Annotated in this window: 11 protein-coding genes and 3 tRNA genes; all 14 read right to left on the bottom strand. The window is 60.6% G+C overall.

Going from position 1 to position 13889, the window contains the following annotated elements; genetic code table 11:
- Positions 1-352 precede the first annotated feature (352 nt).
- Positions 353-429: transfer RNA gene (locus HU743_RS12190), tRNA-Asp, on the bottom strand.
- A gap of 93 nt (positions 430-522) precedes the next feature.
- A tRNA-Asp gene (locus tag HU743_RS12195) sits at positions 523-599 on the bottom strand.
- 55 nt (positions 600-654) lie between these two features.
- A tRNA-Val gene (locus HU743_RS12200) sits at positions 655-730 on the bottom strand.
- 186 nt (positions 731-916) lie between these two features.
- On the bottom strand, positions 917-1693 hold the full coding sequence (locus HU743_RS12205; RefSeq protein WP_186648849.1) for an SDR family oxidoreductase: 777 nt from the start codon (positions 1691-1693) through the stop codon (positions 917-919).
- A complete protein-coding gene (locus tag HU743_RS12210) occupies positions 1690-2901 on the bottom strand; it encodes an O-succinylhomoserine sulfhydrylase (RefSeq protein WP_186648850.1) in 1212 nt (403 codons plus the stop codon). The genes HU743_RS12205 and HU743_RS12210 overlap by 4 nt, the downstream gene beginning before the upstream one ends.
- Before the next feature lie 73 nt (positions 2902-2974).
- Positions 2975-4480, bottom strand: coding sequence for an amidophosphoribosyltransferase (gene purF / locus HU743_RS12215; protein ID WP_007956466.1), 1506 nt, complete (start codon positions 4478-4480; stop codon positions 2975-2977).
- Positions 4481-4521: 41 nt separating this feature from the next.
- Entirely contained in the window at positions 4522-5082 is a 561-nt protein-coding gene (locus HU743_RS12220; protein ID WP_186552365.1) for a CvpA family protein, read from the bottom strand.
- 98 nt (positions 5083-5180) lie between these two features.
- The gene (locus HU743_RS12225; protein WP_186624028.1) at positions 5181-5837 is read right to left on the bottom strand and encodes an SPOR domain-containing protein; all 657 of its coding nucleotides are present in this window, start codon (positions 5835-5837) and stop codon (positions 5181-5183) included.
- Positions 5821-7128 carry a bifunctional tetrahydrofolate synthase/dihydrofolate synthase gene (gene folC, locus HU743_RS12230; RefSeq protein WP_186648851.1) on the bottom strand — a complete coding sequence of 436 codons (1308 nt, stop codon included), beginning with the start codon at positions 7126-7128 and terminating at the stop codon, positions 5821-5823. Before folC ends, HU743_RS12225 begins: the two co-directional genes overlap by 17 nt.
- Complete coding sequence (gene accD, locus HU743_RS12235; protein ID WP_186624032.1) at positions 7125-8045, bottom strand: acetyl-CoA carboxylase, carboxyltransferase subunit beta; 921 nt, start codon at positions 8043-8045, stop codon at positions 7125-7127. Before accD ends, folC begins: the two co-directional genes overlap by 4 nt.
- A gap of 200 nt (positions 8046-8245) precedes the next feature.
- A complete protein-coding gene (locus tag HU743_RS12240) occupies positions 8246-8878 on the bottom strand; it encodes a phosphoribosylanthranilate isomerase (protein WP_186648852.1) in 633 nt (210 codons plus the stop codon).
- A 63-nt stretch (positions 8879-8941) separates the two neighbouring features.
- Positions 8942-9766, bottom strand: coding sequence for a tRNA pseudouridine(38-40) synthase TruA (gene truA / locus HU743_RS12245; protein WP_186552368.1), 825 nt, complete (start codon positions 9764-9766; stop codon positions 8942-8944).
- A 267-nt stretch (positions 9767-10033) separates the two neighbouring features.
- The gene (locus tag HU743_RS12250; protein WP_186648853.1) at positions 10034-12664 is read right to left on the bottom strand and encodes a FimV family protein; all 2631 of its coding nucleotides are present in this window, start codon (positions 12662-12664) and stop codon (positions 10034-10036) included.
- Positions 12665-12872: 208 nt separating this feature from the next.
- The gene (locus HU743_RS12255; RefSeq protein WP_186648855.1) at positions 12873-13883 is read right to left on the bottom strand and encodes an aspartate-semialdehyde dehydrogenase; all 1011 of its coding nucleotides are present in this window, start codon (positions 13881-13883) and stop codon (positions 12873-12875) included.
- Between the last annotated feature and the right edge of the window lie 6 nt (positions 13884-13889).

Below are 13889 nucleotides of genomic sequence, written 5' to 3' on the forward strand. Positions count from 1 at the left end.
TTAAAGGTTTCTGAGGCCGCAGCAAACAACCAGTTACAAAAACCTGACTAAATAATCAAAAAATCAATGCGACGTGGCATCGCACCATGTGATTTGAAATCAGATCCCTGTAGGAGTGAGCCTGCTCGCGATAGCAGTATTCCAGTCGCCGATGTTCGTGACTGACAAACCGCTATCGCGAGCAAGCTCACTCCTACAGGACTTGTGCGAAGTTTCGAGAAAGGAAGAGGAAAGGACAAATTTCAGACACAAAAAACCCCGGTCTTTCGACCGGGGTCTTTGCTATCGATTCCGACTCAACCAATGGCTGACTTCGGTGTTCCAAGGCGTTCAGTGGTCCTTGAAACAGATATGGCGCAGCGGACGGGACTCGAACCCGCGACCCCCGGCGTGACAGGCCGGTATTCTAACCGACTGAACTACCGCTGCGTATCGCTTTGAGCTTGCGCTCAAGTAACTCGTTTTGATTGAAAGCTTCGGTGCTTTGCAATCGCGAACCAGACATGTCTGACTCGTAAAATATGGCGCAGCGGACGGGACTCGAACCCGCGACCCCCGGCGTGACAGGCCGGTATTCTAACCGACTGAACTACCGCTGCGCGTCGGTGCAGGCACTTTCAGCCTACTCTCTTGCTTGCGCAAGCTTCTCGGGAGTGGTGGGTGATGACGGGATCGAACCGCCGACATTCTGCTTGTAAGGCAGACGCTCTCCCAGCTGAGCTAATCACCCGTTTGCATCTCCGAGGCCGCGAAATTTACGCAGGTGGCGAAGCTAAGTCAATAGCGGGATTGAAGTTTTTTTCAAAAACAGCTTTTAGCTACAAGCTGCAAGCTTCAAGGAAAAGCAAGATCACCGAAAGCAGGCACACTACCATCATGCTTCTACTTGCCGCTTGAAGCTTGAAGCTTGAAGCTGCTACTGCTCGTAAATCATTTTCTTGGTCATGCCGCCATCGACGACGAATTCCTGGCCAGTCACAAACCCGGCATTCCTCGACAATAGCCATGCAACCATTGCCGCCACGTCCTCGACCGTGCCTACCCTGCCCGCCGGATGCTGGGCGTGATCGGCATCAGCCAGAGGCTCGGCCCGCCGCACAGAGGGATCACGAGTATCGATCCAGCCCGGGCTGACGGCGTTCACGCGGATTTCCGGCCCAAGGCTGATTGCCAGCGCATGGGTCAGCGCCAGCAAGCCGCCCTTGCTCGCCGCATACGCCTCAGAGTCCGCCTCGGACTGTCGCGCACGGGTCGAGGCCAGATTGACGATCGAGCCGTTGTGCGCACGCAGATACGGCGCACAGTGCTTGGCCAGCAGCATCGGCCCGCTGAGATTCACCGCAAGCACCCGATTCCAATAAGCCAGATCAAGGCTTTCCAGGGTGATGTTGTGCGGATCAGCCACCGCCGCGTTGCAGACCAGCGCATCGAGCCGGCCAAACTGCCCCAGCACTTCGGCCACACCCAGTGCGACCTGATTTTCGTCAGCTACGTCCATGGCGATGAACCAGGCGTTTTCGCCGAGCACCTTCGCCACTTTCGAACCGCGCGCCCGATCAAGATCGGTCAGCACCACTTGCCAGCCTTCGCTGATCAGCCACGCCGCAATGCCCAGCCCGATGCCGCGCGCGGCACCGGTGACCAACGCAACGCGGCCATGGGTATTGGCCGACGGTGTGGACAACTCGATCACAACGCCGCCAGACCGCGTGCCAGGTCGGCCTGCAGATCTGCCACGTCTTCCAGCCCGACCGCAACGCGGATAAGACTGTCGCGAATGCCTGCTGCCTCACGCTCCGCCGGCGCCAAGCGACCATGGGAGGTCGTGCTTGGGTGTGTAATCGTGGTTTTGCTGTCGCCGAGGTTGGCGGTGATCGAAATCAGCCGCGTCGCATCAATGAAACGCCATGCGCCCTCTTTGCCGCCCCTGACCTCAAAGCTGACCACGGCACCGAAGCCCTTCTGCTGACGCTGAGCCAGCGCGTGCTGCGGATGGCTCTTGAGACCGGCGTAATGGACTTTCTCGATACCGTCCTGCTGCTCCAGCCATTCGGCCAGCGCCTGCGCGTTGGCGCAATGCGCCTTCATCCGCAGATTCAGGGTTTCCAGACCTTTGAGGAAGATCCATGCGTTGAACGGGCTCAGGGTCGGCCCGGCCGTACGCAAGAAGCCGACGACTTCCTTCATCTGCTCACTGCGACCGGCGACGACACCGCCCATGCAACGACCCTGGCCGTCGATGAACTTGGTCGCCGAGTGCACGACGATATCCGCGCCCAGTTTCAGCGGCTGCTGCAAAGCAGGCGTGCAGAAGCAGTTGTCGACCACCAGCATCGCGCCTTTGGCGTGCGCGATTTCTGCCAGCGCGGCGATGTCGACCAGCTCGGCCAGAGGATTGGACGGCGACTCGACGAACAACAATTTGGTATGGGTCTGGATTGCCGCTTCCCAGGCCGAGAGATCAGCCAGCGGCACGTAATCGACTTCAACGCCGAAGCGCTTGAAGTATTTCTCGAACAGGCTGATGGTCGAACCGAACACACTGCGCGACACCAGCACATGATCGCCAGCGCTGCACAGGCTCATCACCACCGCCATGATCGCGGCCATGCCGGTTGCCGTCGCGACGGCCTGCTCGGCGCTTTCCAGTGCGGCGATGCGCTCTTCGAACGCACGCACGGTCGGGTTGGTGTAGCGCGAGTAAACGTTACCCGGCACTTCCCCGGCAAACCGCGCGGCAGCATCGGCAGCGGTGCGAAACACGTAGCTGGAGGTGAAGAACATCGGATCACCGTGTTCGCCTTCCGGCGTACGGTGCTGACCGGCACGGACGGCCAGGGTATCGAACGCTACGCCTTCAAGGTCGCTGTCCAGCCGACCGGCATCCCATTCCTGACTCATGCTGTCACTCCTTGCTGTGTTCTCGAAAAATAAAAGTCAGATACAAAACCGGCCCCTCAGGGCCGGTTGAAACTCAGTTGTTGTACAGATCGATGATCGCACTGACCGCCTGGGTCTTGACCTTCGAGGCATCGTTACGAGCCTGTTCGATCTTGTTCAGGTAAGCCTCGTCGACGTCACCGGTCACGTACTTGCCGTCGAACACGGCGCAATCGAAGTTCTCGATCTTGATCTTGCCGCCACCGACCGCTTCGATCAAGTCAGGCAGGTCCTGATAAATCAGCCAGTCGGCGCCGATCAGGTCAGCGACGTCCTGCGTCGAGCGGTTGTGTGCGATCAGTTCGTGAGCGCTTGGCATGTCGATGCCGTACACGTTCGGGAAGCGAACCGCCGGTGCCGCCGAACAGAAGTAGACGTTTTTCGCGCCGGCTTCGCGGGCCATCTGGATGATCTGCTTGCAGGTGGTGCCGCGCACGATCGAGTCGTCGACCAGCATCACGTTCTTGCCGCGGAACTCCAGTTCGATGGCGTTGAGCTTCTGGCGTACCGACTTCTTGCGCGCCGCCTGGCCTGGCATGATGAAGGTGCGGCCGATGTAACGGTTCTTGACGAAACCTTCGCGGAATTTCACACCCAGATGGTTGGCCAGTTCCAGCGCCGCTGTACGGCTGGTGTCCGGAATCGGGATGACCACGTCGATATCATGTTCCGGACGCTCGCGCAGGATCTTCTCGGCGAGCTTCTCGCCCATGCGCAGACGTGCCTTGTAAACCGACACGCCGTCGATAATCGAATCCGGACGCGCCAGATAAACGTGTTCGAAGATGCACGGAGTCAGCGATGGATTGGTCGCGCACTGACGGGTGTGCAGCTTGCCGTCTTCGGTGATGTACACCGCTTCGCCCGGCGCCAGGTCGCGGATCAGGGTGAAACCGAGCACGTCCAGCGAAACGCTTTCGGAGGCGATCATGTACTCGACGCCTTCGTCGGTGTGACGCTGGCCAAACACGATCGGACGGATGCCATGCGGGTCGCGGAAACCGACGATGCCGTAACCGGTCACCATCGCCACCACCGCGTAACCGCCAACGCAACGGTTATGCACGTCGGTCACAGCGGCGAACACGTCCTCTTCGGTCGGTTGCAGCTTGCCGCGCTGCGCCAGTTCGTGAGCGAACACGTTGAGCAACACTTCCGAGTCGGAACTGGTGTTGACGTGACGCAGGTCGGATTCATAGATCTCTTTGGCCAACTGTTCAACGTTGGTCAGGTTGCCGTTGTGCGCCAGGGTGATGCCGTAAGGCGAGTTGACGTAGAACGGCTGGGCTTCGGCCGACGTCGAGCTGCCGGCGGTCGGGTAACGGACGTGACCAATACCCATGTGACCGACCAGACGCTGCATGTGACGCTGCTGGAACACGTCACGCACCAGGCCATTGTCCTTGCGCAGGAACAACCGGCCATCATGGCTGGTCACGATACCGGCAGCGTCCTGGCCGCGGTGCTGGAGCACGGTTAGCGCGTCATACAGCGCCTGATTGACGTTCGACTTACCGACGATACCGACGATGCCACACATGCGACGCAACCCCTACTTAATGGATCTGAACTGAACAACACTCACTGTGGCGTTTTCGCCGACGGCAAGAGTTGCTCCTTGAACGGAATATCAGCGGGTACGCTGATTCCGCTGGCAAGCCACTGACTGCTCCACCCGAGAATCAGGTTTTTGGACCAGTCGGCGACCAATAGAAACTTTGGCACGAGCTGTGATTCTTTCCACCACCCGTCCTGCTGTACCGGCCCCAGGCTCAACAGCCCGACCGCCACGACCACCAGCAGCACGCCACGCGCAGCGCCGAAAGCCATGCCGAGGAATCGATCGGTCCCGGACAACCCGGTGACGCGAACCAACTCGCCGATAAGATAATTGATCATTGCGCCCACGATCAGTGTGGCGACAAACATGATGGCACAGCCCGCGATCACGCGAGCCGATGGGGTTTCGATGTATCCGGCGAGGTACTCGGACAATGAGCCACCGAACATCCAGGCAACCGCTCCTGCGATGATCCAGGTCACCAGCGATAATGCTTCCTTGACGAAGCCGCGGCTCAAACTGATCAAAGCGGAGATGGCGACGATTGCAACGATCGCCCAGTCAACCCAGGTAAATGGCACAGTGCAGCCTACAGACGGATAAGGCGGCGCATTTTAGCAGAGCGCATGCCACTCGGTAAGCTGCGATTGTCAGTGCTTTTCAATCGGAGTGATAGATTTCAGCCACGTTCAGGCTGGAAACGGACAACGAAGCCCTTGAGGTTCTGCTGACGACTCAACAAGTCACGCAGACGGTCGGCTTCGGCGCGCTCGATCAGTGGACCTACGAATACCCGGTTTTTGCCATCCGCAGAGCGAATGTAGGCGTTGTAGCCCTGACTGCGCAGGGTTTTCTGCAGGCTCTCGGCACTGGCGCGACTCGACAGACTGGCCAATTGCACCGACCAGCTTACCGACAGGCCGTTGGCATCGACGCGGCTTTGCGTGGTGTCAGGCTTGCTCGTTGCGGACGTGATCGGCTGGGCCGGCGCCGGAATCGGCTTGGCGACCGCCGGCGGCGCAGCCGGTTTGGCGATAGCGATGGGGGCGACTGGCGCAGGCGCGGGCGCCACCGGGGCGGCAGGCGCGATATCCTGCGTGACTTCCTCGTCAGTCGGTACCGGCTCTTGCGGCAAGGCTTGCGGCTCCGGCACCGCCACGGTTTCCATTTGCACTTGCGGCACGACCGGCGCTTGCGGAGCCGCCGGCGCCTCGACAGTCACCTGACGCTGCTCATCCTGACGGGAAAACAGCATCGGCAGGAAAATCACCGCCAGCGCCACCAGCACCAAAGCACCGACCATGCGCTGCTTGTACGCTTTATCCAGCAAAGCCATTTGCCGCGTCCTCCGTGGAGCGCCGGGCCAACCATTCAAGGGCCTCGGCGACACAATAAAATGATCCGAACAACAGAATCTCGTCGTCGCCGGTCGCTACAGCGCACTGCCCTTCCAGAGCGGCCGCCACGCTATCGTACGACGTGACCGAAGCACCCAGGTTCTGCAAGGCAGCGTGCAATTGGGCCACCGGGCGGGCACGCGGCGAATCCAACGGTGCAACGGCCCAATGCGCGACACTAGCATTCAATTCGCCAACAACACCATCGAGATCCTTGTCCGCCAGCAGACCGAACACGGCGAGACGTTTGCCCGCCGGCGGGCGCGCAGCCAGCCGACGAGCAAGATATTCAGCGGCATGCGGATTGTGACCGACATCCAGCAACAAATTCAGGCGCTTGCCCTGCCACTCGAACACGCGACGATCCAGACGCCCGACCACGCGCGTCGCCTGCAACGCCGCCGCAATTTGCCACGCCTCCCACGGCAAGCCGAGCAGCAGATAGGCCTGCAACGCCAGTGCGGCGTTTTCCATCGGCAGATCAAGCAACGGCAAGTCGTGCAATTCGACTGCGTGGCCCTGCGCATCGGTACCGCGCCACTGCCAGTGCCGATCGGTAACACCGAGGTCGAAATCGCGCCCGCGCAGAAAGAACGGGCAAGCCAGTTCGCGCGCCTTGTCGAGCAGCGGTTGCGGAGGATTCAGATCGCCACACAAGGCAGGCTTGCCCTGACGGAAAATACCGGCCTTCTCAAAGGCTACGGATTCGCGGGTATCGCCCAGATAATCGGCGTGATCGACGCCAATACTGGTGACCAGAGCGATGTCGGCATCGACCACGTTGACCGTGTCCAGACGCCCGCCCAGACCGACCTCCAGAACCACCGCATCAAGGCCGGCCTGCTGAAACAGCCAGAACGCCGCCAGAGTGCCCATTTCGAAGTACGTCAGGGAAGTGTCGCCACGCCCGGCCTCGACCGCCGCGAAGGCTTCGCACAACTGCGCGTCAGTGGCTTCGACGCCATTGAGCTGCACCCGCTCGTTATAACGCAGCAGATGCGGGGAATTATAGACACCTACGTTCAGGCCCTGCGCGCGCAGCAACGAAGCCACGAACGCGCAGGTCGATCCCTTGCCGTTGGTGCCGGTGACCGTAATCACCCGAGGCGCCGGCTGGCCCAGCCCCATACGGGACGCTACCTGTTGCGAACGCTCCAGCCCCATGTCGATGGCGGACGGATGCAACTGCTCAAGGTAGGCGAGCCATTCGCCAAGGGTGCGCTCGGTCATACGTTGGCAGGCACCGGCGGGACCACGATCGGCTCGACGGGCGCAGCGACGAATTTCGGCGTTGGCTTGCCGGTCATTTGTGCCAGCAGGTTACCCAGGCGCGGACGTAGCTCCTGACGATGAATAATCATGTCGATCGCGCCGTGTTCCAGCAGGAACTCGCTGCGCTGGAAACCTTCCGGCAGTTTTTCGCGCACGGTTTGCTCGATCACCCGCGGACCGGCAAAACCGATCAGCGCCTTCGGCTCGCCGACAATCACGTCGCCCAACATTGCCAGACTGGCGGAAACACCACCGTAGACCGGGTCGGTCAGCACGGAGATGAATGGAATGCCCTCTTCGCGCAGACGCGCCAGCACGGCGGAAGTCTTGGCCATCTGCATCAGCGAGATCAGGGCTTCCTGCATGCGCGCACCGCCGGAAGCGGCGAAGCAGATCATCGGGCAACGGTTTTCCAGGGCGTAGTTGGCGGCGCGTACAAAGCGCTCACCGACGATGGCGCCCATGGAACCGCCCATGAAGTTGAACTCGAACGCCGAAACCACCACCGGCATGCCGAGCAGCGTGCCACTGACGGAGATCAACGCATCCTTTTCGCCGGTCTGCTTCTGGGCCGCGGTCAGACGGTCCTTGTATTTTTTGCCGTCGCGAAATTTCAGACGGTCAACCGGCTCCAGATCGGCGCCCAGTTCGTTGCGGCCCTCGGCATCGAGGAAGATGTCGATGCGCGCGCGTGCGCCGATGCGCATGTGATGGTTGCACTTGGGGCAAACGTCCAGGGTCTTTTCCAGCTCCGGACGATACAGCACAGCCTCGCAAGACGGGCATTTGTGCCACAGACCTTCAGGCACCGAGCTCTTCTTGACCTCGGAACGCATGATCGAAGGGATCAGTTTGTCTACTAACCAGTTGCTCATGCTTTCTTTTCTCCAGTACCGGCGGCCCGAACGCTCTGGTTCGCAGCCCCGCGTATGCCCTTGAGCTAAATTCATGTGTGTGGCGATGGTTGGTGAACAGCCGCGGTCAGCGCGAAACATGACCTGCGTGCGATCCAGAAACCCTCAGCCGCGCCTGCTGTGTGCAAGTGCATTGATGGACGGCGGCAGACTGCCAGCCGTCACATCGGCGATGTATTGCCGCGCACCGCGTTGATGAATGCGCGAATCTTGTGGTGATCCTTGATGCCCTTGCTCGCCTCTACCCCGCCGCTGACATCCACCGCGTACGGCTTGACCCGCGCCACAGCCTCAGCAACGTTTTGCGGCGTCAAGCCACCCGCGAGAATCAGCGGCTTGCTCAAGCGCTGCGGAATCAGTGACCAGTCAAACGCCTCGCCAGTTCCGCCAGGCACCCCTTCGACATACGTGTCGAGCAGCACACCGCTGGCGCCGGGATAGGCATCGCAGGCGGCGGCAATGTCATCGCCAGCCTTGACCCGCAGCGCCTTGATGTACGGACGATGCCAGCCTTCGCAGGCCTCGGCGCTTTCGTCGCCATGGAACTGCAGCAGGTCCAGCGGCACCGCGTCGAGGATCTCGCCCAGCTCGCAGCGACTGGCATTGACGAACAGACCCACGGTGGTCACGAACGGCGGCAGTGCATTGATGATCGCCCGCGCCTGCTGCACGTTCACCGCACGCGGGCTCCTGGCGTAAAACACCAGGCCGATCGCATCCGCGCCGGCCTCAACCGCAGCCAAGGCATCTTCGATGCGGGTAATCCCGCAAATCTTGCTGCGAACGGCGGACATGTCGATAACAACCTCAAGCAAAATCCGGAAAGTCCCGGATGGTAACAAAAGCGTTCGAGGGCGTCAGCCGTCAAGTTCGGAGAAACCCGTAAGGAAATGTGGCCCGATAAAGCGCTCCGGCAGCGGGAACTCGTCGTGATACTCAACTTGCACCAGATACAGTCCGTAAGGATGCGCTGTTACACCACCGGAGCGGCGCTCACGACTTTCCAGCACTTCTTTCATCCACTCCACCGGGCGCTCGCCGGCACCGATGGTCATCAGCACCCCGGCAATATTGCGCACCATGTGATGCAGAAAGGCGTTGGCGCGAATGTCGAGCACGATCATCTTGCCGTGCCGGGTTACGCGCAAATGATGCATTTTCTTGATCGGCGACTTGGCCTGGCACTGGCCGGCGCGAAAAGCGCTGAAATCATGAGTACCGATCAGGTATTGCGCGGCCTCGGCCATGCGCTCGACATCAAGCGGGCGGTGATTCCAGGTGATTTCTTCGTTCAGATGCGCCGGGCGGATCTGATCGTTGTAGATCACGTAGCGATAACGCCGCGCAATCGCCTTGAAGCGTGCGTGAAAATGCGCCGGCATGACCTTGGCCCAACTGACGCTGATGTCATGGGGCAGATTGATATTGGCGCCCATCACCCAGGCTTTCAGCGAACGATCGACCTGAGTGTCGAAATGCACCACTTGTCCGCAGGCATGCACGCCAGCGTCGGTGCGCCCGGCGCACTGCAGGGAAACTGGCGAGTTGGCGACTTTCGACAAAGCTTTTTCAAGCTCTTCCTGCACCGTCGCCACGCCGGTCAGCTGACGCTGCCAGCCACTGTAGCGCGAGCCTTTGTACTCAACGCCCAGCGCAACGCGGTAAAAGCCGTCGGGAGCCATTTCGGCGACCGGGTTATCTATGTTTGCCAAGGTGGGACAGCCTGCTGATTTTGCAAAGGCGGGCATTATAAGGCGGTGGGCTGGGGATGCCAGAGTTCTCTATCGGCGAATCGGGCCCCATCGCGAGCAGGCTCACTCCTACAAGGGGTATGCATTTCAACTGAAGGAGTGAGCCTGCTCGCGATAGCAATCTTTCGAACGCCGCTGAAACGGGCAAAAACAAAAACGGCAGCCTCACCGGGCTGCCGCTTTTGTTTAGCGCTGAACTTACGCCAGTCTGGAAAGCATTTCCTTCGCCTCGCTCTGCTGCGTCTCGTTACCGTCTTTGATAACTTCCTCCAGGATTTCGAGTGCACCTTCATTGTCACCCATGTCGATGTAGGCCTGGGCCAGATCGAGCTTGGTGGCGGCTTCGTCGGTGCCGGCAAGGAAGTCGAAATCATCTTCACCCAAATCATCGCCCAGCGCCGCGTCCGCTTCGGTAAAGGTCGGCTCGGCAATGCTTTGCGACAGACGATCAAGCTCAGCGTTGACGTCATCCAGTTCAGCCGCAAAGGCATCCGGCTCGGCGGCTGGATGGCTGTCCATTTCGTCTGCCAGCGACAAATCAAAATCATCCGGCAACTCCAGATCGTCCTGCGGTACGTCAGCGACGACCGGCGCCTCGACGGGTGGCAGATCTTTCACGCCCTCGTCCAGATCCAGCAGGAAGTCATCTTCCGCCAGGGTGGACGGCGATGGCTCTGCACCCAGATCCAGATCCAGGTCGAAATCCGACAGATCGTCCAGATTGTCCTTCACCTCGGTTTGCTGTTGCAGCACCGATTCGAAGCTCAGATCGTCTTCGGCCGGAAACGCATCCAACTCGACCGGCGCTTCTGGTTCAACGACCGGCGCAGGATCTACCGGCGTGATGTTGTCGAGATCGTCCAGGCTCAGATCAAAAGCGGTGTCGAGGCCGTCAGCGGCAGCCTCGGGCGCCTCTGGCTCGTCCTGCAGAAGATCCTTGACGTATTGAGCGTCCAGCTCGGCGGCGACGGCAGCCGCAGCCAGCCCACCGGCAGCAACCACGGCCATGGCCGGGAAGCGGCTTTTCAGCGCTTCGACCTTGGCGAAGTTGTCGCCATTGGCTACCAACTGACGCTCCTGGCCGACGAACGCATCGCGATCGCCCTGCTGACCATAGACTTCCATCAGCTTCAGGCGCAGATCGCTGCGCTGCGGCTCCAGGCTGACGCCCTCTTCCAGCAGTGCGGCAGCCTGATTCAAACGACCGGCGTTGATATGCGACTGAGCCTTGTCGAGTACGTCATCGGAACGCTCGGCGGCCGGCGCCACCAGCGGCGCGGCGATCGGTTCGGCCATGACCACCGGCGTTACGACCGGAGCAGGTGTTGGCGCTGGCGCCGGGGTATTGAGCTTGACGCTCGCAGCCGGGGTTTCCAGGCCTTCGAAACTGCTCTCAGGCAGATCCTGCTCGGCAGAGAACGTCTGCTCTTCTGCCAGCGCGCGAGCCATACGCAGATGTTTTTCGGCTTCTTGCTGGGCTTTGCGGCGACGCGCCAGCAGCAACAGCAAGAGCAGCAGAACGACGGCACCGCCACCGATCAGCCCCAGCAGGATCGGATTGGTCAGCAGTTCGTTGAAGGTTTTCTCTTCATCGACAGGCGGTTTCGGTTCAGCAGCCGGCTCAACCGGCGTATCGACGGGTGGTGCAATCGCCGATTCCGGTGTGGGTGCCGCTTCTGCTGGCGTTGCCGGTGGCGTGGCGGCCAATTCGGCGGTGATCGCCGGAACCGCTGGCACTGCGGCAGCGTCGCCTGGTGCAGCAGCACCTGCCCCTTGCGCCTGCATCTTCGCCAATTGATTGTTCTTCAGCTCGATCAGCTTTTGCAGTTTGTCCAACTGGCTCTGCAGATCGGCCATGCGACTTTTCAGTTCCTCGTTGTCACGACGGGTCGTGTCGAGGTTTTCCTGAGTGATCGCCAGTTTGTTGCTCAGCGCCTTGGCATCGCCCGCCGGACCTTTTGCGCCCGGCTTGGCACTTTCGGCCGACACAAGGCTCAGGTTGTCCTGCGTGTTGGGCGCCGCGCCGGCATTGCCACGGCCGCGATTGGTTGCATCAAGCTGCTGCTGACCGGTACCAGGCTTGGCCACGTAACGACGACCCTGACGCCAGGCCTCGTTCTGAGCCGCCACTTCAGCGATGGCGGCCGACTGTGGCAGCGCCGTGCTTTGCACCGGGTCCGGCAGGCGCAGCACCTGTCCGGTTTTCAGACGGTTGATGTTGCCGTCGATAAACGCATTCGGATTGAGCGCCTGAATCGCCAGCATGGTCTGCTGCACCGACCCGCCGTTGCGCGCCTTCGCCGCGATTTCCCACAGGGTGTCGCGCGGCGTGGTGGTGTATTGATTGCGATGGGTGGCGCCAGTGGTCGGCGCGGCAATGGTCGACGACGGTGCCGGTTGCGCGGCGGCGTCAGCGGTCTGCGGCGAGAACTTCGACGGGTCCAGCAGCACGCTGTAATCACGCAGCAGACGGCCGTTCGGCCACATCACCTGCACGAGAAATTTCACCATCGGTTCCGACAGTGGCTGACTCGAGGTCACGCGCAGCACGCTTTTGCCGCCGGCGTTGAGCACCGGAGTGAACGTCAGGTCATTGAGGAAAGCCTGACGATCAACGCCGGCCTTGGCGAAATCTTCAGGTGAAGCCAGGCTCGGCACCACTTCGGCAGCGGTGAGATCCTTGACATCGAGCAGCTCGATTTCAGCCACCAGCGGCTGGTTCAGGGTCGACTTCAGGGTCAGCTCCCCGAGCCCGAGGGCATGCGCCATACCGGAGGACAGCGCCGAGGCGGCCGCTATTGCTAACACCAGTTTGCGAACTTGAACCATAGCCTCATCCTTTGTTTGAACGTTCCTCGGCCAGCGAGAAGATGTTGAATACCGCTGCCGTAAGGCATTGCGCGCAACGACGACAGCCGTCGCGCGCGATCATTTCTTTGATGCCCCGGAAAGTCCCGGAGAGTGACACGTTATCAAGTGCTTCGGGCAAGCATAGCGCTCACCTAGAATCAGTCGACAAATTGTTGCCAAGTATCTTTTACAGCAGGCCTTTTATCAACAACTCAGCCACCTGCACCGCGTTGAGTGCGGCGCCCTTGCGTACGTTATCTGACGTCAGCCACAGATTAAGTTCCGCCGGGTCGTCAACACCACTGCGCACGCGGCCGACGTAGACCACGTCCTGCCCCACCGCATCGCCAACGGCGGTCGGGTAATCGCCAGCGTCGACCAGTTCGATGCCGGGCGCGGCTTCCAGCGCAGCATTGATTTTTTGCAGGTCAACAGCCGTTGTTGACTGCAAGGTCACGCTAAAGCTATCGCCAAAAAACACCGGGGCTTGAACACAAGTTGCGGAAATCTTCAATAAAGGCAATGCCAGCACCTGACGCAACTCGCGCACCAGACGTTTTTCCAGCAGCGTATGGCCTTGAGCGTCGGGCGTGCCGACCTGAGCCAGCAGGTTGAACGCCATCTGCCGGTCGAAGAAAGTCGGCTCCAGCGGACGCATGTTCAGCAGCTCGGCGGTTTGCCGCGCCAGTTCGGCAACAGCTTCGCGCCCCTGGGCGGAAACGGCCAGGTTGGCGGTGACGTTGACGTATTGCAGGTCGATCAGGGCGAGCAACGGCGCCAGTACCACGGCGAGCGAAGTGGCCGACGGGCTCGGGCTGCTGACCTGGAACGGCGCTGTCAGGCCGGCGAGCACGCTGGCGTTGGCTTCCGGCACCACTTGCGGCGCCTGATCGGCCGGCAAGGCGCCGGACAAGTCGATCAGCGAACAACCCGCAGCATGGACGCGGGCGGCATAGCTCAGGGTGATGGCCGGGCCGGCGGCGAAAAACACCAGTTTAACCTTGGCAAAATCGAACTCGTCGACTTCGCGCACGCGCACGTTTTTGTTGCGGAACAGCACCGAACTGCCGGCGGACTCGCTGCTGGCCAACAAATGCAGATTGCCGACCGGGAAATTGCGTTCTTCGAGAATCTGTACGAGGGTTTCGCCGACAGTACCGGTGGCGCCGACAACGGCGATATCGAAAGTCTGGGTCATGGAGCT

Source organism: Pseudomonas sp. SWRI99 (assembly GCF_014270125.1).
Taxonomy (GTDB): domain Bacteria; phylum Pseudomonadota; class Gammaproteobacteria; order Pseudomonadales; family Pseudomonadaceae; genus Aquipseudomonas; species Aquipseudomonas hamedanensis.